Here is a 25,165-nt window from a genome sequence, read left to right on the forward strand (position 1 = left end):
GCACCTACTCCAGCGTATAGCCCACCCGCAAGCCGCCCCAGTGCTTGCGGCCGACGAAGATCGGGGCCGACAGGTCGAACATGATTTGCCCGGTGTCGCGGCGGTAGACCTGCAGACGATAGGGGTCGGTGTGCGCACCGACGCTGCGGCCGACGCGGTCGGTGAACCTGCGCTTGGTGCGGTTGCCGACCAGGTCGCGCTTGGCGTCGCCGGTCAGTGGCTGGGTGAAACGCAGATTGTGGGTGGGCACATAGCCATCGGGATTGGCGCAAATGGCGAAGACGATCCACGGATGCGCCTCCAGCAACGGTTCTTGCAAGGCCGGCAAGACCTGATCGCAGAGCGCATCGAAGTCGGTACTGAACTTGGGTGGCTCCACGCCGGGGATCTGCGTATAGGTGCGTGCGAACAGCGACGCTTCATCGATCTGGCCGCGCGCTATCGCCTGCGCCAATGCGGCGCCGATGCGGCCGGCGGTGGCCACGGCCAGTTCCTTGACCCGGGCATGCCGGGGCACGTGCAGCGGGTCGGGCGGCAGGCGGAACAGGCCCACGCAATCGCGCAGTGTTTCGGTGCCACGCTCCAGCGCTTCGCTGCGTTCGGCCACATGCGCGGCGTGTTGCAGATTGCTGCGCCCCAACGCGACCACACCCTCCACGGCACGCTCGATACCGCGAATCTCGCCATCTTGCGCCTGGATACGCCCGGCCACCGCCGTCATCGCGCCGCTGGCCTGGCCGAGCACGTGGGTGATGCCCTGAAGCACCGCCTCGGTGCCACGTGCCGAGGCGGCGCCCTCGCCCACTGCGGCACTGGTTTCGGCCAGAATCGCGCGCACGTCGCGGGCTGCTGCAGCGGCGCGCTCGGCCAGGCGACGGATCTCGGTGGCGACCACCGCAAACCCGCGCCCGGCATCGCCGGCATGCGCCGCTTCGATGCCGGCGTTGATCGACAAAATATTGGTCTGGAACGCCACCGAATCGATGACTTCGATGACTTCGCCGGCGCGCGCAGCGCGACGTTCCACTTCATGCATGGCCTGGCCCAGGGCATGTGCGGCAGCTACGCCTTGACGTGCGCTGTCATCGGCGCTGGCGGCCAGCCCAATGACCTGCGCCAGCTCGGTGTTGACGTCCTGCAGGTTCGACGACAACCGCTCCACTGCCGTGCGTGCGCCATCCAGCGCCACGGTCTGCGCTTGCGACTGGCGCACCATCTCGTCGTTCTCGGCGACCAGCGGCGGTACTTCGGCAGCGATCTGCACCGACAACGCCACCGCCTGCCGGATCGCTTCGGCCAGGTTGCCGAAGCCAGCCTGCAGACGACGGCCGATGTCGGTCTCGGCCAGCGCGGGCGGCAACGACAGGTCCAGCTCGCACCCGGCCAGCGCCTCGGTGGTGCGCTCAAGCACGGTGCGATCGTCGTGTTCGGCCTGCAGTCGCGCCACCAACGGCTGCAGCAGTGGCGAAATCGGCACCGGCAGGCTGTCGTCGGCCAGCCGGGTCGCTTCGCGTAGCAGGATGGCGGTTTCCACATGCGGCAGCGACAGCATCCAGCCGCCATGCGCACGATCGCGCACATAGCGCACGCGCCTGGCCGGGTCGTCGCCCGGTGCGGCCCATACGCCCTCTTCGCCGCTCAAATCGGCCGCATCCAGGCCCCACAGCACCTGCGCGGGCGCGCCCTGCAACTCGCGCGCGGTCTTGCCCAGTAGGTCCAGGCCGGCACGATTGCAGGCCACCACGCAGGCATCGGCAGACAACCGCAACAAGGCGACCGGTGCATCGGGCAGCACGGCCGCATCCGTGTGCGGCGGCAGATCAGACGGTTGCATCGCAGTCATTAGGAGTTCTCCGAACCCAGTCGAACCATTAGCGGCATGGCATGCGGATATCTGCAGCAGTGGGCAGGCGCCGGCTGCTCAATAGCCGGCCGCCTGTCCGTCCTTGCGGCTTTCCGACGCGCCGTAATAGACCCCGTTGACCGGGTCGCGCGCAATGGCCTGGTAACCGCCGTAGGGGCCATCGGCAAAGATCACCCGGTGGCCCTTGCGCATCAGCGCACGGATGGTGTCGTAAGAGAAGCCGGTTTCCAGATTGAGTTCGCCGCCATCGCTCATCGCGGTCGCCTGGCCGGTCGGCTCGGTGGAGCCTTCGTGCTGGATGCGCGGGGCGTCGCCGGCTTCCTGCAGATTCATATGGAAGTCCACCAGATTCATCACGATCTGCGCATGCCCCTGCGGCTGCATCGCCCCGCCCATCACGCCGAAGCTCAGCCACGGCTTGCCGTCCTTGGTAACGAAGGCCGGAATGATGGTCTGGAACGGGCGCTTGCCCGGCGCATAGCCGTTGGGGTGATCCTTCTTGAGCACGAACATCTCGCCGCGGTCCTGCAGGATGAAGCCCAGCCCTGGAGGCGCCATGCCGCTGCCCATGCCGCGATAGTTGGACTGGATCAACGACACCATCATGCCGTCGGCATCGGCCACGGTCATGTAGATGGTGTCGCCCTCCTCCAACTGCTTGGGCGTGCCCGGCTGCACTTCCTTGAGTGCCTTGTCCATGGAGATCAGCGCGCGACGTTGTGCGGCGTAGTCCTTGGAGATCAGCTTTGCCAACGGCGCCGGTTGAAACGCCGGGTCGGCATAAAAGCGCGCGCGGTCGGCGAAGGCCAGCTTCTTGGCTTCGGTGAACAGATGCACATGCTCGGCAGAGCCGAACGGGATTTTGGAAAAGTCGTAGCCCTCCAGGATGTTGAGCATCTGCAACGCGGCAATGCCCTGACTGTTGGGCGGCAATTCCCACACATCGTAGCCACGGTAGTTGGTGCTGACCGGCTCGACCCACTCACCGTGGTGGCTGGCCATGTCCTCGTAACTGAGAAAACCGCCGTTGGCCTTGAAGTACGTGCCGATGGTGCGCGCGATGGCGCCCTTGTAGAACGCATCGCGGCCGCCGTCGGCGATCTGCTGCAGCGTATTGGCCAGGTTCGGGTTCTTCCACAGCTCGCCCTTGCGCGGGGCATGCCCGTCGATGGTGAACTGCTCGTTGAAGCCCGGGTATTGCGACAGACGCGGCACCGAGCGGTCCCAGTAATAGGCGATCGTCTCGGCGACCGGATGGCCTTCGCGGGCGTAGCGGATCGCGGGCGCCAGATTCTGTGCCATCGGCTTGCGACCGAAACGCGCGTGCAGCGCGAACCAGCCATCCACCGCGCCCGGCACCGACACCGGCAACGGGCCGGTCGGCGGGATGTCCTTCAACCCGCGCCGCTGGAACTCGGCCAGCGTCAGCGATTTGGGCGAGCGGCCCGAACCGTTGTAGCCATAGAGCTTGCTGGTCTTGGGATCCCAGACGATGGCGAACAGGTCCCCACCCACCCCATTGCCGGTCGGCTCCATCAGCCCCAGTGCGGCATTGGCGGCGATCGCCGCATCCACCGCCGAGCCGCCGTCCTTCATCACATCCAGCGCGATCTGGGTGGCCAACGGTTGCGACGTGGCCGCCATCGCATGCGGCGCGATGACTTCGGAACGGGTGGCGAACGGCTGCCCGGTGATGCGATCGGCGGCGCCGAGAGGTGGCGCGAGCAGCGCCAGGGCAGACACCAACAAGACAGTTACGCGACGCATGACAGGAAGGCCCCCAAGACGCAATTTGTAAGTCGCCAACCATACCAGCGGGACATGCCAGGTCGCTCGATCCACGCCTTTGGGCATGGCAGATCCCGCGCAATGGGTGACCTGGGTTGTCTGTTTCCACGCAGCGCCGATCCTGTTTCAGCAGTAACCATGCTGTCACCACGCGGCTTCGCGCAATGGGCTGCCTGTCTCTGCAGCCGTTTCACCCGCAAGGGTTGACACCCCACTGGCGACGATGGTTATCTCGGATCCATGCCGCAACGCCACACCACCTCGAATGCCCCGATGTCCGCGCCTGTCGGCGTGTCGGCAGCGTCGCTTCTTGTGCTCGTACTTATTACCTCGCCAACCGGTGCGGGACGAGACTTCGTGTAGGCAACAGACACACAAGGCTTCGATCAGACCCCGCACCGGCAACGGCGCGGGGTTTTGCTTTTCAGGGACAACCAAAAGTTTCGAATGACATGAACCACACCACTGACATCGCCGTCATCTGCCCCAGCCGCGCCGACCGCTGCGCTGGTGCTGTGCCTGCATCGCCGGTGTCATCGTCCATCCCCGCATTGCTCGGCCGGCCAGCCGCTGATGCTGCCCGCTGATCTTTTTCCCACTGCCAACCCCGCAAGGACTACTCCATGAGCAACGACATCCAACCGAAAATCGCGATCATCGGCTACGGCAGCCAGGGACGCGCCCATGCCTTGAACCTGCGCGATTCCGGCTTCGACGTCACCGTCGGCCTGCGTCCCGGTGGCCCGACCGAATCCAAGGCGCAGGCCGACGGCTTCACCGTCGTGGCGCCGGCCGAAGCGGCGAAGAGCGCCGACCTGGTCGCAATCCTGACCCCGGACATGGTGCAGAAGAAGCTCTACGAAGAGGTCATCGCCCCGAACATGAAACAGGGCGCCTGCCTGCTGTTCGCGCATGGCCTGAACGTGCATTTCGACATGATCAAGCCGCGCGCCGATCTGGACGTGGTGCTGGTCGCGCCGAAAGGCCCGGGCGCGCTGGTGCGGCGCGAATACGAAATCGGCCGCGGCGTGCCGTGCATCTACGCGGTCTACCAGGACACCAGCGGCAAGGCCGAGCAGTTCGCGCTGACCTATGCCGGCGGCCTGGGCGGCGCACGTGCCAACATCATCAAGACCACCTTCAAGGAAGAAACTGAAACCGATCTGTTCGGCGAGCAGGCGGTACTGTGCGGCGGCGCCTCGTCGCTGGTGCAGGCCGGTTTCGAAGTGCTGGTGGAAGCCGGCTACCAGCCGGAAATCGCGTATTACGAAGTACTGCACGAATTGAAGTTGATCGTGGACCTGTTTTACGAAGGCGGCATCACCCGCATGCTCGAATTCGTGTCCGAAACCGCACAATACGGCGACTATGTCAGCGGCCCGCGCGTGATCGACGCCAGCACCAAGGCGCGCATGAAGGACGTGCTGACCGATATCCAGAACGGCACCTTCACCAAGAACTGGGTGGCCGAATACGACGCCGGGCTGCCGAACTACACCAAGTTCAAGCAGGCCGATCTGGAGCACCCGATCGAGGAAGTGGGCAAGAAGCTGCGCGCCAAGATGGTGTGGCTCAACGGCGAACAACAGGCCGCCACCGCACCTGCGAATCAACAAGCGGCGTAATGCCGCCGCACCCCCACCGCTAACACCGAAGGTCCGCAACGCATGAACACCTCCGCACACAGCACGCCCCGCAACGGCGCGCGCTGGCTGACGCAGGCCCTGGAAGCCGAGGGCGTGGAAACGCTGTTCGGTTATCCGGGCGGCACCATCATGCCGTTCTACGACGCCCTGGTGGATTCCAGGCTCAAGCACATCCTGGTCCGTCACGAACAGGGCGCCGCGCTCGCCGCCAACGGCTACGCCCGCGCCAGCGGCCGGGTCGGCGTGTGCGTGGCCACGTCCGGCCCGGGCGCGTCCAATCTGGTCACCGGCATCGCCGACGCGATGCTCGACTCGGTGCCGATGGTGTGCCTGACCGGCCAGGTCGCCACGCCGTTACTGGGCACCGATGCGTTCCAGGAGCTGGACGTGTTCGGCATGACCATGCCGATCGTCAAACACAGCTTTCTGGTGCGGCGGGTGGAGGAGCTTCCGGAAATCGTGCGCGAGGCGTTTCGCATCGCGCGCGAGGGACGCCCCGGGCCGGTGTTGATCGACCTGCCCAAGGACGTGCAGATTGCCAATGCGGCGCATCTACCCGACCACGTGCCGGCGGCGGTGCTGCCGCCACCGGCACCGGCGGACGCGAAATTGGCCGAAGCACTGGCGGCCATCGCCAGTGCCGAGCGCCCGGTGGTATACGGCGGCGGCGGCATCGCCTTGGCCGGCGCGGTGGACGCATTTCGACACTTCGTCGAAGCCACCGGCGTGCCTACCGCGCTGACCTTGCGCGGCCTGGGTGCGTTGCCGCATGCACACCCGGACTACCTGGGCATGCTGGGCATGCACGGCACCCGTGCGGCCAATATGGCGATCCAGGAATGCGATCTGCTGGTGGTGGTCGGCGCACGTTTTGACGACCGTGCCACCGGCAAATTGAGCGAGTTCGCCCCGTTTGCGCGCGTCATCCATCTGGATGCCGACGCCTATGAAATTTCCAAGCTGCGCACGGCCGACATCGCCGTACCCGGCGATGTGACCATCAGTCTGAAAGCCTTGAGCGCGGCGCGCGGCAACTGCCAGGCATGGCGCACGCGCTGCTTTGCCAACCGCGAAAAATTCGGCGCGCGTTACGATGCGCCCGGTACCGATATCTACGCACCAGCGCTGCTCAAGCGCCTGAGCGAAGTGGCCCCGCCCGACACCATCATCGCCTGCGACGTGGGTCAGCATCAGATGTGGGTGGCCCAGCACTGCCGCTTCAATGACCCACGCAATCACCTCACCAGCGGCGCGCTCGGCACGATGGGCTTTGGCCTGCCGGCGGCGATGGGCGCGCAGTTCGCCTGCCCCGACCGCACCGTGGTGCTGGTCTCCGGCGACGGCAGTTTCATGATGAACGTGCAGGAGCTGGTGACGATTGCGCGCTGCAAGCTGCCGGTGAAGATCGTGCTGCTGGACAACAGTTCGCTGGGCATGGTGCGGCAGTGGCAGGAGCTGTTCTTTGCCGAGCGTTACAGCGAAATCGATCTGTCCGACAACCCGGACTTTGCCGCGCTGGCGCAGGTCTTCGGCATCCCCGCCAAGCGCATCATCGCGCGTGGCGATGTGGATGCGGCGCTGGCCGAGCTGCTGGCGCAGCCCGGCCCCGGCCTGCTGCATGTATCCATCGATGCGCGTGCCAACGTGTGGCCGCTGGTGCCACCCAACAACGCCAACAGCACCATGCTGGACAGCAATCCCGCACACGCGGTCAAGGAGACGCCCAATGCGTTACCGGCTTGATCTGGTGCTGAAGTCGGCCGAAGGCGCACTGGTGCGCGTGATCGGCATGACCGAGCGACGCGGCTTCCGCCCGTGCGCCATCCAGGGCGGCACGGTCCCGGACGATGCCGGCCGCTGGCATCTGCAACTGGATGTGGACAGCACCCGTCCGCCGGAAACGCTGCGCCTGCAGTTGCAGAAGGTGTACGACTGCGAATCGGTGGCGATCACTGCACTGGATTCGGTCGAGGCCGCGGCATGAACGCCCCGACCTCGCACGACCAACAAACCGCTGTCCGGAGGTGTCTTCTTCCGGATTGGCCGTGCGCGTGCCGCAATGCCTGATTCCGACCGCCCGTCACTGCAGGAGCCCGACGTAAGCGACGTGGCCGTCAGCGTGGCCGATGTGCTGGCTGCGCAGGCACGTCTGCGCAAATACCTGTCGCCCACGCCGTTGCATTACGCCGAGCGCTTCGGGGTGTGGTTGAAGCTGGAAAATCTGCAGCGCACCGGCTCCTACAAGGTGCGCGGCGCACTGAACGCGTTGCTGGCCGGCCTGGAACGCGGCGACGAGCGCCCGATCATCTGCGCCTCGGCCGGCAACCATGCGCAAGGCGTCGCGTGGTCGGCGTATCGGCTGGGCGTGCAGGCCATCACGGTGATGCCGCACGGTGCGCCGCAGACCAAGATCGCTGGCGTCGCACATTGGGGCGCCACCGTGCGCCAGCATGGCAACAGTTACGACGAGGCATTTGCGTTTGCGCGCGAGCTGGCCGACCAGAACGGTTACCGCTTTCTGTCTGCCTTCGACGATCCCGACGTGATCGCCGGGCAGGGCACGGTCGGCATCGAACTGGCCGCGCATGCGCCGGATGTGGTGATCGTGCCGATCGGCGGCGGCGGGCTGGCGTCGGGCGTGGCACTGGCACTGAAGTCGCAAGGCGTACGCATCGTCGGCGCGCAGGTGGAAGGCGTCGATTCGATGGCGCGCGCGGTGCGCGGCGATCTACGCGAAATCACCCCGGTGCCGACGCTGGCCGATGGCGTGAAGGTCAAGATTCCCGGCTTCCTGACCCGCCGTTTATGCGCGAGCCTGCTCGACGATGTAGTGATCGTGCGCGAAGCTGAATTACGCGAAACCCTGGTGCGGTTGGCACTGGAAGAACACGTCATCGCCGAGGGCGCTGGGGCACTGGCATTGGCCGCTGGTCGCCGCGTTTCAGGCAAACGCAAATGTGCGGTGGTCTCTGGCGGTAATATCGACGCAACTGTCCTGGCCACCCTGTTGTCCGAGGTACGGCCGCGGCCGCCACGCAAGCCGCGCCGTCGCAATACCGAGCGACTTCGTAGCGAACGCAGCACCAAGCCACCTCCCGAAAAAACCAACGCACCTTCCCGCCCATCCGCAGTCGCTTCAACGCCTGTCACCGCCATCGCCGTAGAGGAGTCTTCCTGGTGAACACGACCGTATCCAACCAGACCCCGCGTATCCGAATTTTCGACACCACCCTGCGCGACGGCGAGCAATCCCCCGGCTGCAGCATGACGCCCCAGCAGAAGCTGGTGATGGCGCGCGCACTGGACGAGCTCGGTGTGGACATCATCGAGACCGGCTTCCCGGCCAGCTCGCATTCCGACCGCGAAGCCATCGCGATGATCGGCCGCGAGTTGCGTCGCCCCACGCTGGCAGTGCTGTCGCGCTGCCTGCAGGCCGATATCGAAACCTCCGCACGTGCGCTGGAGGCGGCCGCCAATCCGCGCCTGCATGTCTTCCTGTCCACCAGCCCGCTGCACCGCGAGCACAAGTTGCGCATGAGCCGCGAACAGGTGCTGGAATCGGTGCACAGGCATGTGACGCTGGCGCGCGGCTACATCGACGACGTCGAATTTTCCGCCGAAGACGCCACTCGCACCGAGGAGGATTTCCTGGCCGAGGTCACCCGCGTGGCGATCGCCGCCGGCGCCACCACGATCAACCTGCCGGACACGGTGGGCTTCACCACCCCGGAAGAAATTCGCGGCATGTTCTCGCGCCTGATCGCCAGCGTGGAAGGTGCCGACACCGTCATCTTCAGTGCGCACTGCCACAACGATCTGGGACTGGCGGTTGCCAATTCGCTGGCCGCCATCGAAGGCGGCGCGCGTCAGGTCGAGTGCACCATCAACGGCATCGGCGAGCGCGCCGGTAACTGCGCGGTGGAAGAAATCACCATGGCACTCAAGGTCCGTGGTGCGTTCTACAACATCGACTCGGCCATCAACACACCACGTATCGTGTCCACCTCGCAGCTGCTGCAGCGCCTGGTCGGCATGCCGGTGCAGCGCAACAAGGCGGTGGTGGGCGGCAATGCGTTTGCGCACGAGTCGGGCATCCATCAGCACGGCATGCTGCGCCATCGCGGCACCTACGAAATCATGCGCCCGGAAGACGTGGGCTGGGAATCCTCGCAGATGGTGCTGGGCCGCCACAGCGGCCGCGCGGCAGTGGAGCAGCGTCTGCGTGCGTTGGGGTACCTGCTGGAAGAAGAAGAGGTCAAGCTGGTCTTCGAACAGTTCAAGACACTGTGCGAGAAGCAGCGCGTGGTCTCCGACGCCGATCTGCAGGCGCTGATGCAAGACGCCACCGTGCAGGAAGGCTATCGTCTGGCCTCGATGACCATCAGCGATGTCGGCAGCCGCGCCAATGCGCTAGTTGAATTGTCCGATCCGGAAGGCAATCGTGTTGCCGAAACCGCGCAAGGCAATGGTCCGGTGGATGCGCTATTCGGTGCGCTGGCGTCGGCCACCGGTGTGAAGCTGGAATTGGACAGCTATCAGGTGCACAGCGTGGGCATCGGTGCGGACGCACGTGGCGAAGCCAGCCTGAGCGTGCGCCACGACGGCGTGGAATACGAAGGCACCGGCACCAGCAAGGACATCATCGAAGCCAGCGCGCTGGCGTGGTTGGATGTCGCCAACCGCTTGTTGCGTCAGCGCCAGCGTGGCGTGGTTGCTGGTAAGACGGCTGCGGTGGCGTAGCGCTGCCATCTGCTAAACGATGTAAACCTGACGGCCGGCGGAGTGATCTGCTGGCCGTCTTGCTTTTTGGTAGTTGGTGATTTGAACGTTTTCCAAGAATGCATTGCGTGCCGATCAGCAGCCGCGAAGAGTGGGAGCGCGGCGCCGCATCGACCAATCCCACGCACGACGTCTGCCGGGTTCGCGCAAACGCCTCGATCACTGAGGGCGCTTGCACGCGTACCGGCGTGGGACACGCCGCGAGTACGTCCCTGTAGGCTCTTACGCGGCATCCATGCCGCGTAAGGTCCCACGCCGGTACGCGCACAAGCGCCTCCGAATATTGTTGGAGACTGAAGGAAAAGCGACGTCTGGTTGATTGATGGTGCTTCAGAACGCGGCTTTCGCTGCCACAGTAAAGGCGAAGCATTGAAGTGATCCTAGCGACATCGCCTGCCGAGTCGGCGGGCCCGGCGTGTGCCTGAAAGCATTGTTTGCCGATCAGCGGCAGCGATAGTGGGAGCGCGGTGTTACGTCCGGGGGCAGGACCATGTACCGGCATGGATGCCTCCACATAGTCCTCATGGATAAATCCACGGCGTGTCCGGATAACTGATGCGGCACCGCGCCATCAATGAGCACCACAAACGAAAACGGCCATCGCCCGATAAAGCGATGACCGGTATTACCTAATGAAACTCTTCCATGAGCAGGCCAACGATGCCGCGGCCATCGTACTTGCCAACGCGTGCAGATAGTCGCTGCCGGTACAGAAGGCGCGCACTCCCGCACCTGCCAAAACGATCACGCCGATGGTCCTGTCGTACCCGGCGCGGTGCAGCGCGGCTATGAGCTCATCGCAAGCCTGCCGACGAAATGCGTTCAGCTTGCCTGGCGGTTGATGGTGATCCACTCGAAGCCATTGCGTCGCTCGCACAACGGATCTTCAAACTCAATCGGCTACTCCAGTTGGTGAGGTACAGGGTCATGGGAAGACAAGACAGCGCACCGGCGTACCGCGCCGTAAATCTTCTAGAGATGTTTACGAACGAGCTTTGCGACTTGCCGATGTAGCGCGGGTGCACCGGCAAGGACTGCGTACTCCTTGTCGTGCGCGGTCTCGGTCAGATCGAAAGACAGAAGATCACCCGTGATGGTGGTGTAAAGCCCCCCAGATTCCTGGACAACCAGGGACGGTGCTGCGATGTCCCATAGCCGCGTGTTGCGGTTAAGCATTCCTCCAATCTTTCCGGTGCACGTTAAGGCGGAATCGACCAGACTGTTGGTCGTCCTCAAATTTCGCACGCTCCGAAGAACGTCGAAAAGCAGCCGACCATCCCGTTGCTCGTGCAATTCATCAGGCGCGTCCATGCCGTACGCCCACAGTACGTTACTCAGCTCCGTCTCTTCAGTTACGCGAATCCGCTGACCATTAAGAAATGCGCCTCGACCGCGCTCGGCAACGAACAACTCGCTGCTTTCTGGCAAGTACATGACTCCGAGCTCTGGCGTTGCGTCGCGCATCAGCGCGATCAGTACGCCGTACCAGGGTAGCCCCGCCGCATAGTTGGAGGTTCCATCCAGCGGGTCGACGACCCAGGTATATGGGCTTTCGGGATGGAGCTTTACTCCACTCTCCTCCGCAATGGTCGAGTGGTTTGGAAATGCTCGGTGCAAACCATCAAGGATCAGCCTTTCCGCGCCGATGTCCGCCTCTGTCACGACATTAAACTGGTCGCCCTTGGCGACTGCCCTGCCGATGTTCGACCGGTTGCGCATCAGATAAGCGCCGGCCTCTTGAGCCACAGCCATGGCCACAGCCAGCATCTTCATCTAGTTGACCCTCGCCAGTACAAAAGACAAGCGAATGAACGGCTTTACAGCGCAGCCACCACCGCATCACCCATCGCGACCGTGCCGACCTTGGTCGTGCCTTCCGACCAGATGTCGGCGGTGCGCAGGCCCTGGTCGAGTACCTTGCCGACAGCGTGTTCGATCGCATCGGCAGCGGCGGCCTGCGCGAAGGTGTAACGCAACATCATCGCCACCGACAGGATGGTCGCCAACGGATTGGCGATTCCCTTGCCCGCAATGTCCGGTGCCGAGCCATGACACGGCTCGTACATGCCCTTGCTGTTGGCATCCAGCGACGCCGAGGGCAGCATGCCGATGGAGCCGGTCAGCATGGAGGCCTGGTCGGACAGAATGTCGCCGAACATGTTGTCGGTCACGATCACGTCGAACTGCTTGGGTGCGCGCACCAGCTGCATCGCCGCGTTGTCCACGTACATATGCGACAGCGCGATGTCCGGATAGTCCTTTGCCACTTCTTCGACGACCGCACGCCATAGCTGGCTCGACGCCAACACGTTGGCCTTGTCCACCGAACACAGCTTCTTGCCGCGCAGACGGGCCATCTCGAAGCCGGCCTTGGCGATGCGGCGGATCTCGCTTTCGCTGTACGGCAACGTGTCGTAGGCCTGGCGCTCGCCGTTGTCCAGCATGCGGGTGCCGCGCGGCTGGCCGAAATAGATGCCGCCGGTGAGTTCGCGCAGGATCAGCAGATCCAGCCCGGCCACCACCTCCGGCTTGAGCGTGGAGGCATCGGCCAACTGCGGATACAACAGCGCCGGGCGCAAGTTGGCGAACAACCCCAGCTGCGAGCGGATCTTGAGCAGGCCACGCTCCGGGCGCAGCGCTGGATCGATGGTGTCCCATTGCGGCCCACCGACCGCACCCAGCAGCACCGCGTCGGCAGCGCGCGCGCGCTCCAGCGTTTCGTCGGCCAACGGGCTGCCGTATTTGTCGTAGGCCGCGCCACCCAGTTCGTCGTACACCAGGGTGAAGCCCAGGCCATGTTGCGCGTCGATCCGCGTCAACACCTTGACCGCTTCGGCCATGATCTCCGGGCCGATGCCGTCACCAGGAAGAATCAGAATCTGCTTGCTCATGCAATCCTCGTCAGTGAAATCAACACAGCGCAGCACGTCCCTGGCGTAACCGGATCGTTGGCACGTGCCGGCGAAATTACTGCAGCGCGCCGAACAGCCACGGTTGGCGCGCGCGATGGCCTTGCTCGAAATGACCGATTGCATCGGCGTCCTGCAAGGTCAGGCCGATGTCGTCCAGCCCGTTGAGCAGGCAGTGCTTGCGGAATGCATCGATCTCGAAGCTGTATTCCACGCCATCGGGACGGCGCACGCGTTGTGCGGCCAGATCCACGGTGAGCTGGTAGCCCTCGGTGGCAAAGCACTCCTCGAACAAGGCGTCCACTTCTGCTTCGGCCAACACGATCGGCAGCAAGCCGTTCTTGAAACTGTTGTTGAAGAAGATATCGGCAAAGCTGGGCGCGATCACTGCGCGGAAGCCATATTCGTCCAGTGCCCACGGCGCGTGTTCGCGCGAGGAACCGCAGCCGAAGTTCTCGCGTGCCAACAACACGCTGGCACCTTGATAACGCGGAAAATTGAGCACGAATTCCGGGTTGATCGGGCGCTGGCTGTTGTCGCGGCCGGGCTCGCCGATATCCAGATAACGCCATTCGTCGAACAAGTTCGGCCCGAAACCGGTGCGCTTGATCGACTTGAGGAATTGCTTGGGAATGATCTGGTCGGTATCGACATTGGCGCGATCCAGCGGGGCGACCAGGCCGGTGTGTTGGGTAAAAGGTTTCATAGGAAGGCCGGGAATTAGGAGTGGAGAATGGGGAATCGGCAGAGCGGAGACGGGACGTGGCGATTCCCTATTCCCGATTCTCGATTCCCTGCAGTGCACGCACATCGACGAAGTGGCCGCTCACCGCCGCCGCCGCCGCCATTGCCGGGCTGACCAGGTGGGTGCGTCCGCCGGCGCCCTGGCGACCTTCGAAGTTGCGGTTGGAGGTGGAGGCGCAATGTTCGCCGCTGCCCAGCTTGTCCGGGTTCATTGCCAGACACATCGAGCAACCGGGCTCGCGCCATTCGAAACCGGCATCCAGAAACACCTTGTCCAGGCCTTCCGCCTCGGCCTGCGCCTTGACCAGGCCCGAGCCCGGCACCACCAGCGCCTGCTTGATGGTGGAAGCAACCTTGCGGCCCTTGGCCACCGCAGCGGCGGCGCGCAGGTCTTCGATCCGCGAGTTGGTGCATGAGCCGATGAACACCCGATCCAGGCGGATGTCGGTGATCGGCTGATTGGCCTTCAGGCCCATGTATTTGAGCGCGCGCTCGATCGAATCGCGCTTGGTCGGGTCCTGCTCGGCGGCCGGATCCGGCACCTGCTGATCCACCGCCAGCACCATTTCCGGCGACGTGCCCCAGCTGACCTGCGGCTTGATGTCTTCGGCGCGCAGCTCCACCACCGTATCGAAGTGCGCGCCCGGGTCGGAGACCAACGTCTTCCACAGCGCCACGGCAGCGTCCCAGTCCGCACCCTTGGGCGCGAACGGGCGGCCTTGCACGTAGGCAATGGTTTTCTCATCCACCGCCACCATGCCCACGCGCGCACCGGCTTCGATGGACATGTTGCAGATGGTCATGCGGCCTTCCATCGACAACGCGCGGATCGCGCTGCCGGCGAATTCCAGCGCATGCCCGTTGCCGCCGGCGGTGCCGATCTTGCCGATCACCGCCAGCACGATGTCCTTGGCGGTCACGCCGAACGGCAGCGTGCCGTCCACGCGGACCTGCATGTTCTTCATCTTCTTGGCGATCAGGCATTGCGTGGCCAGCACATGCTCGACCTCGGAGGTGCCGATGCCATGCGCCAGCGCGCCGAACGCGCCATGGGTGGAGGTGTGCGAATCGCCGCAGACCACGGTCATGCCCGGCAACGTGGCGCCCTGCTCCGGGCCGACCACGTGCACGATGCCTTGGCGCGCATCGTTCATCTTGAACTCGAGGATGCCGAAGTCGTCGCAGTTCTCGTCCAGCGTCTGCACCTGCAGGCGCGAGACTTCGTCGGAAATGGACTCCAACCCACCCTGACGCTCGGCGCGCGTGGTCGGCACGTTGTGGTCGGGTGTGGCGATGTTGGCGTCGATGCGCCACGGCTTGCGCCCGGCCAGGCGCAGGCCTTCGAACGCTTGCGGCGAGGTCACTTCGTGCAGGATGTGGCGATCGATATAGATCAGCGACGAGCCATCGTCGCGACGCGTGACCTCGTGCATGTCACACAGCTTGTCGTACAGCGTCTTGGCAGTCATTGCGGCGATCCGGTTGACGGTTGGTGGGAGCGCCCACCTGGCTGAGCTCGATGCTAGGAGCTTGCCTTGGATTACGCAAATTCATATTGTTTATTCAACAAATGAATTTTAGGAATAGAAGTGGATCTTGCGAGCCTCAGCGCGTTCGTGGCGATTGCCGAAAGCGGCAGCTTTTCGGCCGCCGGCGAGGCATTGCATCTCACCCAACCGGCGGTGAGCAAGCGCATCGCCATGCTGGAGGGCCAGTTGTCCGCCCGCCTGTTCGACCGCCTCGGCCGCCAGGTGGTGCTGACCGAAGCCGGCCAGGCCCTGCTGCCGCGCGCACAACGCGTCCTCGCCGAACTGGATGACACCCGCCGTGTGCTGGAACATCTGGGTGCAGCCGTCGGCGGACGCCTGAGCCTGGCCACCAGCCATCATGTCGGCCTGCATCGCCTGCCCGCCCTGCTGCGCGGCTTCACCGCACACCACCCGCAGGCAGCTTTGGACATCCAGTTCCTGGATTCGGAATTGGCGTACGCGGCGGTGCTGCGCGGCGAGGTGGAATTGGCGGTGACCACCTTGGCGCCCGACACGCGTGCGCCGCTGCGTGCGCAACCGATCTGGCACGACCGCCTGCATTTTGTGGTGGCACCCGATCATCCGCTGGCAGCGATGACCAGCGTCGCGCTGGAGGATGTGGTGGCACATCCGGCGGTGCTGCCGGATCCGGGCACCTTCACCCATCGCATCGTCGCCGGCCTGTTCGCCGCGCGTGGATTGGCCCCGAGCCTGCGCATGACCACGAATTATCTGGAGACGATCAAGATGCTGGTGTCGGTGGGCCTGGCCTGGAGCGTGTTGCCGCAGCGCATGATCGACCATCAGATCGTGGCGCTGCCGCTGGCCGATGTGACGCTGTCGCGCGAGCTGGGCTGCGTGACTCACGGCGGGCGCACCTTGTCGCGCGCGGCGCAGGCCTTCGTTGCTTTGCTGAACGCGCAGGCCGACTCGCTGCAGGTCTAGGTGTATCGCGTTTGTTGCACGCTGTCTTTATTGAACACGCCGACATCCTGTTGCCGTCGAAGACCACATCAAGACAGGGAGTGCGAACGCAGTGCAGCCAGCAGCGACCGTTGGATACGCGCGCGACGCATGGCGCACAGGACACGTAGCGCAAGGACGCATGCACCACGCCGGATAAATCTAAAGACCTCGCGCGTCGAAGCACAGCCCACAACACCAGCGCTACGGCCCCACCAACTGCGCCCGCCCCTGCCGCTTTGCCTGATACAAGCGGCGATCGGCCAACCCCAGCAATTCGCGCCGCGTCGGCGCCTCTTCGCTCATCGCCATGCCCATGCTGGCAGTGCACTGCACCTGCACGCCTTGCACTTCCACGCTGATCGCAGCCAGGCGTTGGCGCATGCGCTCGAACAGCGCCTGGGCCTGCGCCACATCGAGGCCGGTCGCCACCAGCAGAAACTCCTCACCGCCATGACGCGCCGCGAAGAAATGCACCTGATCCTGTTCGCTCAAGGCCTGACCCACCGCACGCAGCACCGCATCGCCCACCTCGTGCCCGTACGCGTCGTTGATGCGTTTGAAGTGGTCGATATCCATCAGCGCCAGCGACAACGCGGCGCCACCGGCGTGCGCCTCGTCGAACCATTGCTGCAGCACCCGCTCTGCCTCGCGTCGGTTCGGCAATGCGGTGAGCACATCGTGGCTGGCGCGATATTCCAGCTGTCGCATCAACGCTTCGCGTTCCTGGCTGGCCTGCTGCAACGCGAGATTCTTGTCGCTCAGTTCGCGCGTACGACGGTCGATGACCGTATTGAGTTGGCGTTGACGACGACGATAACTGGCGGTGCGCCACAAATAAAAGCCGTAGATCAGCCCGCTCAGGCAGGCGATGCCCACCGCGAGCACTTCGGCGCGACGCCACCACGGCGGCGCCAACGCGATGAACAAGCTGGCCTCGCCCACCAGGTCGGCCTGTCGCCAGTCCACCGGCAGCGACATCGCCTGCACGCGAAACCGGAAGCGCCCCGGCGGCAGATTGGTGTAGATCGCTTCGCTGGCATTGTCGCTGTCGATCCACTCCGGATCGAACCCCTCCAGACGGTAGCGATAGCGCAACTTGTCCGGGCCGCGAAAATTCAGTCCCGCAAAATTGATGGCGATCCGTCGGGTCTGCGCGCCGAACCGATGCAGGCCGCTCAGCGGCTGCGCCATGCCATCGACCAGCAGCCGCTCGAACACGATCGGCACACGATGGCCTTCCAGGGTGCCCACACGCGCCGGATCGATCACGCCCAGGCCGGCAGAAGTGGGGAACAACAGCTGCCCGGCGTGGGTCAGCCAGCCGGCCGGTGCACTGCTGCCGTTGCCTTGATTGCCAGGCATGCCATCGCTGCGATCCACCACTTCCACACTCAGTTGTTCGCGGATGCCGGCGTCGACCTGATCGAAATCGCCGCGCGCGATGCGGAACACGCCGTGGTGGCTCGAGAGCCACAAGTAGCCGCGGCCGTCGTCGATCACGCGAAACACCTTGTCGCGTGGCAGCCCGACGCGGTGGTCGTAGACGGTGAACTGCTCGCCATGCAGCCGCAGCAGGCCACGGTCGCTGGCAATCCACAGATCGCCACCGCCATCGCGCAGGAAATCGAACACGTTCTGCGCCGGGAAGTCCTGCTCCCCCAACCACTCACGCGTGTTTCCGTTGGGCGCTAGCGCGGTCATGCCGCGATCGGTGCCGATCCACACCACGCCCAACGTATCGCGATACAGCACCTGCACCGAACCTTCCGGCACACCGTCGGCGGCGCCATAACGGCGCGCCTGGCCATTACGCCAGTGCACCAACCCGCCCGCCGTGCCGATCCACAGGGCATCGCCATCGGGCAACACCGAACGTACCGTCATCGATGGCAGACCATCGGCCACCCCGATGCGCGACAGCGCGCGGCCTTGCGCATCCAGGCGTACCACTCCCTGGCTGTAGGTGCCGGCCCAGACACCGCCATCACCGGCATCGGCCAATGCCAGCACCGACTGCTCCCGCACGCGTCCGCGGTCGTCGGGCAGCAGCGACACCCGGCGGGTGATGCCGTTGCGTAATCGGTCCAGACCGACCGCGCTGCCTACCCACACCGTGCCATCGCCGGTCTGCAGCACGCTGCGGACGTAGTCCGACGCCAACCCGTCCTCGTGGGTGACGCCATGCGCGGCGCCTTCGGCAACCCGGAACAGGCCGTGCGTGCTGCCAGCCCAGATCAGGCCTTCGGCATCCTCCAGCAGCGCCGGACTGGAGACGCCGGAGATCGGGATTTCTTCGTCCGGGGTATTCCGGCTGCTGTGCACCACCAGCATGCCCGACGGCATGCTCATCCACAGATGCCCGCGCCGGTCCAACAGCAACGCATCCACGCGCTGGCCCCGATGGAATCGCTGCAAGCCGCCGCCGCCACGCTCCCACCACCACACGCCATCATCGCTGGCGACCAGCAAGCCGCCCTGACGGTCGCCGGCAAGCCGCCGCACCGGCACGCTGCGCATGCCGTTGGCCTTGCCCCAGGCTACCGCCGCGCCACCCTCGCGCGGCAGGCGATACAACCCCACCTCGGTGCCGATCCACAGAGCGCCGCTATCGTCGGCCAGCAATGCCGTGATGCGCGCACGCGGAAGCCCGGCCTGTTGCCCCACATCGACCGCGCGGCCGTTCGCTTCGATCCGGTACAGCGTCTGCGGCGTGCCGACCCACAGCGCGCCGTCCGCAGCTCGCAACAGCGCACTGACGGCCAAATGGCGCGCGGACGCATCGCCCAATTGCTGCCATCGACCATCCTGATAGTGATAGACCCCATCGAAGGCAGTGCCGAACAGCATGCCGCCGGCGCTGTCGCGCACCACCACGAACACGCCGCCGAGTTCGACCCCCGGCGTGTTCTGCCTGTCGTAGACCGTGAAGTCGCGGCCATTGAAGCGCGCTGCGCCTTCCCAGGTGCCCAGCCAGAGCTGCCCATCCTCTGCCTGCGCCACCGTGTGCACCAGGTTGTGCGGCAGGCCGTCGTCCATGGTCCAGCGCGTGACCGTGTGGTGGGTGGTGTGGTCGAGCGCCTGCGCAACGGCCGGACAGGCGCCGAACAGCCCGCAGCAGAGCAACGCCCACAGCCACAGTCGCCCGATCCGCTGCACGCATGTGCTGCGAACGCAGCCTGCATGCGTATGCGCCCTGGACGTATCCACCCTCCAAATCCCCCTGTATCCATCTATCGAAGATACCCGCCGGTATGGTACAGACAGACTGCGGCAATCTATCACCGCAGTTTTCCTCGCATCCTAAAATTCCGCACCTGCCGGTAACTCACGGCATCCGGTGACATGCGCTGTTTGCGGGGACCGCCCTGGAACGCCCCCACGGGACCGGATCGCAGCCGGCGATGCCATCGATTCCCCATGCATCGACGCCTACGGCACATCGCTTCGCCGCTCTCGCGAATCGCCGCTCCAGGCCCCGGCCTGATGCGTTCATCGCAGCCGAGTATAAATATAGAACCCGATGGTCTAGTATTGGCGCCATGTCCAGTTCGCCCCCCCTCACGTCCAAGACCAAGAGCAACGGTCCCGGGCGCCCCAAGGATCTTGGGAAACGTGCCGCCATTCTGGGCGCTGCCCGCACCATGTTCATGGAACAAGGCTATGCGGGGGTCAGCATGGATGGGATCGCGGCCCAGGCCGGCGTATCCAAACTGACCGTCTACAGCCATTTTGGCGACAAGGAGAGCCTGTTTTCCGAGGCGATCCGTGCGCAATGCCAGCACATGATGCCGGACGACCTGTTCGATCACGCCCCCAAGGGAACGCTCCGCGATCAGTTGATCGAAATCGCCAACGCCTTCTTCGCGATGGTCAGTACCGACTCGGCGATCGCCACCCACCGCATGATGATGGCGCCGGGGACCGGCGACGTGCATGTGCGCGAAATGTATTGGGCCGCCGGACCCACGCGAACCAAGCAGGCGCTCGCAGACTTTCTTTCGGCGCGCGTGGCCGATGGCCAGCTGGAGATCCCCGATCTGGCCCGTGCCGCCTCGCAATTCTTCTGCCTGCTCAAGGGCGAGCTGCACGCGCTGATGATGTGCGGCCTGCATGGTCAGCCCACCCGCGCACAGGTGGATGCACACATCCAGGCCAGCGTGGACTTCTTCTTGAGGGCCTATGCGCCCCGCTGATCGCCCCCGGCCTTTGGTGGCGATGACTTCCGGCACTGCGCCGGTTGCCGCCGCGCAGCGATGCTAGATGCACCAGGCGCCCCCGCGCACCGCTAAAATGTTTGCCCCACCGCGTTGGATACCCGCACCATGACGATCGATTTCTCCCAGGCCCGCGAAAAGATGGTCGAACAGCAGATCCGGCCGTGGGACGTGCTGGACCTGCGCGTGCTCGACGTGCTGGCGCGCCTGCCGCGCGAAGCCTTCGTACCGGAGGCCTACAAGACCCTGGCCTATGTCGATGTGGAGATCCCGCTGTCGGCCGGCCACAAGATGATGAAGCCGGTCGTGGAAGGCCGCATGTTGCAGGCGCTGGATCTGCAGCCGGGCGAAGAGGTGCTGGAAGTGGGCACCGGCAGCGGCTATTCCACCGCCTGCCTGGCCGCGCTGGCGCGCGAGGTGGTCAGCCTGGAGATCGACCCGGCACTGGCGACGGCCGCACGCGCCAATCTGGACAGTACCGGCCTGGGCAGCAATGTGCGCATCGAAACCGCCGACGTGTTCGGCTGGCAGAGCGAGCGCCGTTTCGATGCCATCTGCGTGACCGCTGCGGTCGATACGCTGCCGACGCAGTGGCTGCAATGGTTGCGCCCGAACGGCCGGCTGTTCGTGGTGCGCGGTCACGAACCGGTGATGGAAGCAGTCCTGGTCCGTGGCGAAGTCAACGCCGCGCGCATCGAATCGTTGTTCGAAACCGACATCGCCTATCTCCAGGGCGCCGCACCGACGCCCCGATTCCAATTTTGATCCCCAAGGAAGCTTCCCCGATGATCCGCCGATCCCTCGTTCTGGCCCTGGCCGCCGCCCTGTCTCCAATGGCTGCGCACGCCACCGACCTGCTGCAGGTCTACGAAATGGCCCGCAACGGCGATCCGCAGCTGGCAGTGGCCGAGTCCACCCGCCTGGCGAATCGGGAGGGCCAGGTGCAGGCCCGCGCGGCGTTGTTGCCGCAACTGGATGGCAGCGCCGGTTTCACCCAGTCGCACCGTGAATTGGAAGGCGTGGACGGACGCTCCACCACCAAGCAACGCTCCTACGCGATCCAGGGCAGCCAGACCATCTTCAACTGGGCCCAGTTCGCCAACCTGCGCGCGCAGCGCGAAGTGGCCAAGGCCGCCGACTTCACCCTGGAATCGGCCAACAACGACCTGATCACCCGCACCTCGGCTGCATATTTCCAGGTATTGGTGGGCATCGAATCGCTGGCGGCAGCAGAAACCAACGAGGCAGCGGCCAAGAAGCAGTTCGACTACGCCGACAAGCGCCTGGAAGTGGGTCTTGCCCCGATCACCGACGTACACGAAGCCCGCGCCCAGTACGACCAGGCGCGTGCCGACACCATCAACGCACGTAATACGCTCAAGGATTACTACCAGGCGCTGACCGAGCTGACCGGCCAGCCGGTGGTCGGCTTGCGCGCGCTGCCGGAGGAATTCCGTCCGGAAGTGCCGGCCGCCTACGCCAATGTCGATCAGCTGGTGTCCACCGCCATCGCTGACAATCCGGCGCTGAAAGCGCAGCAGCTGCAGGTCAGCGCCGCCGAGGCCCAGGTCAATGCGGCACGTGCAGGCCATTACCCGACCTTGAACCTTGGTGCCAATGTCGGCCGCAGCAACAGCTGGGGCGGTGCCAGCACGGTCGATCAGGCGGCAGGCAACTTCACCACCAACGGCCGCGACATCGATACCGACTCGATCGGCATCACGCTGTCGATTCCGATCTTTGCCGGCGGCGCCACCCAGTCGGCGGTACGTCAGGCGCTTTCGCAGCGCGATATCCAGCAGGACACCTACGAGCAGCAGAAGCGCGCGCTGGATCGCAATACGCGCAATGCCTATCAGACCGTGGTCGCCGGCATCAGCGAAGTGGAAGCCCGCCGCCTGGCCGTGGTTTCCGCACAGGCCGCATACGACGCCTCGCAGGTAGGCCTGGAAGTCGGTACGCGCACCGTGCTGGACGTGGTGCAGAATCAGCGCACGCTGTTCCAGGCGCAGCTGAACTATGCGCAGTCGCGCTACAACTTCCTGCAGAACCGCCTGCTACTGGGCCAGGCCATCGGCAAGCTCGACATCAGCGACCTGCAGGATGTGAACCGCCTGCTGTCGCAGGACGCCGAGTCCAAGCTGCAGGGCAGTGGCTCACTGCAGTAAAGCCGGCAGCGACATCACTGCAGAAGAAGGCGGGCACAGGCCCGCCTTTTTTGTGCCTGCCCTGGGTGGACGTCGCCGCGTGCAATGACTGGGTTGTGCATCGCCGCGCTTGACTCCCGTCACGACAACAGCGCAAACGGCCGCGACGTGAAAGCATGTATTGCGTGACGATCGCAATGCAACGATGCACTGCGCGAAGGCATCGTCAGGACGAAGCCCCGTCGTCGACCACTGGCGGCAGGTCCGGCGCAATCTGCACCAGCGTGCGCGCCACTGCCCCCTTGCCATTGGCAACCAACGCCAATCCGTTGGCCGCCATCGCCTCGCGCTGCGCCGGGTCGCCGAGCAGACGCGCCAGATCGTGATACACGCAATCGGCATCCTCGCAAATGGCCACCGCCTCGGCTTCGCGCATGCGCCGCGAAATCTCCGAGAAATTATGCAGATGCGGGCCGGTCACTGCAGGCGTTCCGACCGCTGCCGGTTCGAGCAGATTGTGCCCGCCGATCGGCTGCAGGCTGCCGCCGACGAAGGCGACCTGCGCGCAGGCATAGAAGCTCATCAGCTCGCCCAGGGTATCGAGCACGAACACCTTGTCGCGCGCCTGCGGCCATTGCTGCGTCTTGCGCGTGGACACTGCCCAGCCGCGCTCGCGCGCCAGCGCTTCGACCCTGGCAAAGCGCTCGGGGTGACGCGGCGCCCACAGCAGCAGCAACTCGGGAAACTGCACCAGTAGGCGCGCATGGAGATCGGCCACCGCCGACTCTTCGCCTTCATGCGTGCTGGCCGCGATCCACACCGGTCGCGTTACCGGCACATGGGTGCGGAACTGCGTCACCAACGCCTGCAGTTGCGTCGGCGCGGCGATATCGAATTTCAGATTGCCCAGCGCGGTCACCTGATCGGGACGCGCGCCCAGCGTGAGGAAGCGCGCTGCGTCGTCCTGCGACTGCGCCGCCACGCAGGTGACGGTACGCAGTGCGCGGCTGATCAGCGGCGCCAGCACGCGGTAACCGCGCAGCGACCGCGCCGACAAACGCGCATTGAGGATGTACACCGGAATCTTGCGGTCGCGGCAGCCAAACAGCATGTTCGGCCACAGTTCGGTTTCCAGAATCAGCGCAAGACGCGGGCGAAAGTGCTCCAGGAAGCGACCGACGCTGCCGGGCACGTCGTAGGGCAGATAGACATGGTCCACCGCATCGCCCCAGACCGCGCGCACGCGCTCGGAACCGGTCGGCGTGATGGTGGTGATGACCCAGCGGATATCCGGGCGCTGCGCACGCAGCGCATTGACCAGCGGCGCGGCGGCGTTGACCTCGCCCACCGACACCGCATGCAGCCACACGCGTGGACGCCCGCGGGCATGCGGATAGGACGCATAGCGCTCGTTCCAGCGATTGAAGTATTCGCGTACACGGAAGCCGCGCCACACCAGGTGGTACACCGTCACCGGCAGCAACAGGTACAACAGCGCCGAGTACAGCCCGCGCAACAGCCATTCGATCGGATCTTTCCGCATCGGTGCAGGATACGGGAGCGTTGCAGCGTGCGCATGTGCACGCTGCCCGGCGTGCGTGATCCCTTAGACTTGACGCATGTCCGAATCCGCCACCGTCGCCGTCCGCCCTTCCCTGCGCAACCCCGGGCACTGGCCCATGTATCTGGGTCTTGCGGTCATGGTGCTTGCCGGGCGCCTGCCCTGGATGCTGCAGCGTGCGCTGGGCCGTGGCGTGGGCTGGATCGCGATGCGTCTGGCGGGCACGCGTCGGCGAGCGGCCGAGGTCAACCTCAAGCTGTGTTTTCCAGAGCAGGACGATGCCTGGCGGGCGCGACTGCTGCGCGATAGTTTCGATGCGCTGGGCGTGGGCCTGTTCGAATTCGCGCGTGCATGGTGGGGCAGCATCGATGCCATTCGCCCCGGCGTGCAGATCGAAGGCCTGGAACACCTGCAGCAGCTGCAGGAGCAAAAGCGCGGCGTGTTGCTGGTGTCCGGCCACTTCATGACGCTGGAAATGTGCGGACGGCTGCTGTGCGATCACGTGCCGCTGGCCGGCATGTACCGCAAGCACCGAAACCCGGTATTCGAATGGGCGGTCAAGCGCGGCCGCTTGCGCTATGCCACGCACATGTTCGCCAACGAGGATCTGCGCGCCACCATCAAGCATCTCAAGCGCGGTGGCTTGCTGTGGTACGCGCCGGACCAGGACATGCGCGGCAAGGACACCGTGTTCGTGCCGTTTTTCGGGCATCCGGCCTCCACCATCACCGCCACCCATCAGCTGGCGCGTCTGACCGGTTGCGCGGTGGTGCCGTACTTCCATCGCCGCGAAGGCGGCCGCTACATCCTCAAGATCGCACCACCGCTGGCAGGCATTCCATCGGACGATGTGATCGCCGATACCACGCAGGTCAATGCGGCGATCGAGGACATGGTGCGCGAGGCGCCGGACCAGTACCTGTGGATCCATCGCCGCTTCAAACGCCAGCCCGGTGGGCGCAGCGATTTCTATCGGTGATGTCGGTTGTTTGGATGCATGCGATGCAGGCATCCGCAG

18 protein-coding genes are annotated in these 25,165 nt (G+C 64.9%); 10 read left to right on the top strand and 8 right to left on the bottom strand.

Annotation, left to right across the window (positions count from 1 at the left end):
- Window positions 1-4 precede the first annotated feature (4 nt).
- Together GGR62_RS09330 and ggt are read right to left on the bottom strand one after the other, a co-directional pair.
- On the bottom strand, window positions 5-1,843 hold the full coding sequence (locus tag GGR62_RS09330) for a methyl-accepting chemotaxis protein (protein ID WP_184407630.1): 1,839 nt from the start codon (window positions 1,841-1,843) through the stop codon (window positions 5-7).
- A gap of 78 nt (window positions 1,844-1,921) precedes the next feature.
- Window positions 1,922-3,631: a gamma-glutamyltransferase gene (gene ggt, locus GGR62_RS09335; protein ID WP_184407631.1), complete on the bottom strand. Its 1,710-nt coding sequence runs from the start codon at window positions 3,629-3,631 to the stop codon at window positions 1,922-1,924.
- Window positions 3,632-4,275: 644 nt separating this feature from the next.
- Between ggt and ilvC the strand changes: the two genes are divergently transcribed.
- From ilvC to GGR62_RS09360, 5 genes are all read left to right on the top strand, one after another.
- Window positions 4,276-5,277, top strand: a complete 1,002-nt coding sequence (gene ilvC / locus GGR62_RS09340) for a ketol-acid reductoisomerase (protein WP_184407632.1) — start codon at window positions 4,276-4,278, stop codon at window positions 5,275-5,277.
- A gap of 42 nt (window positions 5,278-5,319) precedes the next feature.
- Complete coding sequence (ilvG, locus tag GGR62_RS09345; protein ID WP_184407633.1) at window positions 5,320-7,041, top strand: acetolactate synthase 2 catalytic subunit; 1,722 nt, start codon at window positions 5,320-5,322, stop codon at window positions 7,039-7,041.
- Complete coding sequence (locus tag GGR62_RS09350) at window positions 7,025-7,282, top strand: ACT domain-containing protein (protein WP_184407634.1); 258 nt, start codon at window positions 7,025-7,027, stop codon at window positions 7,280-7,282. The genes ilvG and GGR62_RS09350 overlap by 17 nt, the downstream gene beginning before the upstream one ends.
- 75 nt (window positions 7,283-7,357) lie before the next feature.
- Window positions 7,358-8,479 (top strand): threonine dehydratase, encoded by a 1,122-nt coding sequence (locus tag GGR62_RS09355; protein ID WP_184407635.1) that lies wholly within the window; start codon window positions 7,358-7,360, stop codon window positions 8,477-8,479.
- Window positions 8,476-10,038, top strand: a complete 1,563-nt coding sequence (locus GGR62_RS09360) for a 2-isopropylmalate synthase (RefSeq protein WP_184407636.1) — start codon at window positions 8,476-8,478, stop codon at window positions 10,036-10,038. The genes GGR62_RS09355 and GGR62_RS09360 overlap by 4 nt, the downstream gene beginning before the upstream one ends.
- A 1,011-nt stretch (window positions 10,039-11,049) precedes the next feature.
- On the opposite strand, the gene GGR62_RS09370 is transcribed toward GGR62_RS09360, so the two are convergent.
- The 4 genes from GGR62_RS09370 to leuC all read right to left on the bottom strand — a co-directional run bounded on the left by GGR62_RS09370 (window position 11,050) and on the right by leuC (window position 15,199).
- Window positions 11,050-11,850, bottom strand: coding sequence for an inositol monophosphatase (locus GGR62_RS09370; RefSeq protein WP_184407637.1), 801 nt, complete (start codon window positions 11,848-11,850; stop codon window positions 11,050-11,052).
- 44 nt (window positions 11,851-11,894) lie between these two features.
- On the bottom strand, window positions 11,895-12,968 hold the full coding sequence (gene leuB, locus GGR62_RS09375) for a 3-isopropylmalate dehydrogenase (protein ID WP_184407638.1): 1,074 nt from the start codon (window positions 12,966-12,968) through the stop codon (window positions 11,895-11,897).
- Window positions 12,969-13,044: 76 nt separating this feature from the next.
- A complete protein-coding gene (gene leuD, locus GGR62_RS09380; RefSeq protein ID WP_184407639.1) occupies window positions 13,045-13,692 on the bottom strand; it encodes a 3-isopropylmalate dehydratase small subunit in 648 nt (215 codons plus the stop codon).
- 67 nt (window positions 13,693-13,759) lie between these two features.
- Window positions 13,760-15,199, bottom strand: a complete 1,440-nt coding sequence (gene leuC, locus GGR62_RS09385; RefSeq protein WP_184407640.1) for a 3-isopropylmalate dehydratase large subunit — start codon at window positions 15,197-15,199, stop codon at window positions 13,760-13,762.
- 120 nt (window positions 15,200-15,319) lie between these two features.
- Between leuC and GGR62_RS09390 the strand changes: the two genes are divergently transcribed.
- Window positions 15,320-16,204: a LysR family transcriptional regulator gene (locus GGR62_RS09390; RefSeq protein ID WP_184407641.1), complete on the top strand. Its 885-nt coding sequence runs from the start codon at window positions 15,320-15,322 to the stop codon at window positions 16,202-16,204.
- A 222-nt stretch (window positions 16,205-16,426) separates the two neighbouring features.
- On the opposite strand, the gene GGR62_RS09395 is transcribed toward GGR62_RS09390, so the two are convergent.
- Window positions 16,427-19,381 carry a ligand-binding sensor domain-containing diguanylate cyclase gene (locus tag GGR62_RS09395; protein WP_184407642.1) on the bottom strand — a complete coding sequence of 985 codons (2,955 nt, stop codon included), beginning with the start codon at window positions 19,379-19,381 and terminating at the stop codon, window positions 16,427-16,429.
- Window positions 19,382-19,764: 383 nt separating this feature from the next.
- On the opposite strand from GGR62_RS09395, the gene GGR62_RS09400 reads away from it, so the two are divergent.
- The 3 genes from GGR62_RS09400 to GGR62_RS09410 all read left to right on the top strand — a co-directional run bounded on the left by GGR62_RS09400 (window position 19,765) and on the right by GGR62_RS09410 (window position 22,607).
- The gene (locus GGR62_RS09400) at window positions 19,765-20,418 is read left to right on the top strand and encodes a TetR/AcrR family transcriptional regulator (protein ID WP_184407758.1); all 654 of its coding nucleotides are present in this window, start codon (window positions 19,765-19,767) and stop codon (window positions 20,416-20,418) included.
- A 129-nt stretch (window positions 20,419-20,547) separates the two neighbouring features.
- Window positions 20,548-21,204: a protein-L-isoaspartate O-methyltransferase gene (locus GGR62_RS09405; RefSeq protein ID WP_184407643.1), complete on the top strand. Its 657-nt coding sequence runs from the start codon at window positions 20,548-20,550 to the stop codon at window positions 21,202-21,204.
- A gap of 20 nt (window positions 21,205-21,224) precedes the next feature.
- A complete protein-coding gene (locus GGR62_RS09410; RefSeq protein WP_184407644.1) occupies window positions 21,225-22,607 on the top strand; it encodes a TolC family outer membrane protein in 1,383 nt (460 codons plus the stop codon).
- A 205-nt stretch (window positions 22,608-22,812) separates the two neighbouring features.
- Here the strand turns inward: GGR62_RS09410 and waaA are convergent, their stop codons facing one another.
- Complete coding sequence (waaA, locus tag GGR62_RS09415; RefSeq protein WP_184407645.1) at window positions 22,813-24,129, bottom strand: lipid IV(A) 3-deoxy-D-manno-octulosonic acid transferase; 1,317 nt, start codon at window positions 24,127-24,129, stop codon at window positions 22,813-22,815.
- Window positions 24,130-24,205: 76 nt separating this feature from the next.
- On the opposite strand from waaA, the gene GGR62_RS09420 reads away from it, so the two are divergent.
- Window positions 24,206-25,126 (top strand): LpxL/LpxP family Kdo(2)-lipid IV(A) lauroyl/palmitoleoyl acyltransferase, encoded by a 921-nt coding sequence (locus GGR62_RS09420; RefSeq protein ID WP_184407646.1) that lies wholly within the window; start codon window positions 24,206-24,208, stop codon window positions 25,124-25,126.
- The last annotated feature ends 39 nt before the right edge of the window (window positions 25,127-25,165 follow it).

Origin of the sequence: Xanthomonas sp. 3075 (assembly GCF_014197275.1) — a bacterium.
Lineage (GTDB): Bacteria > Pseudomonadota > Gammaproteobacteria > Xanthomonadales > Xanthomonadaceae > Xanthomonas > Xanthomonas campestris_B.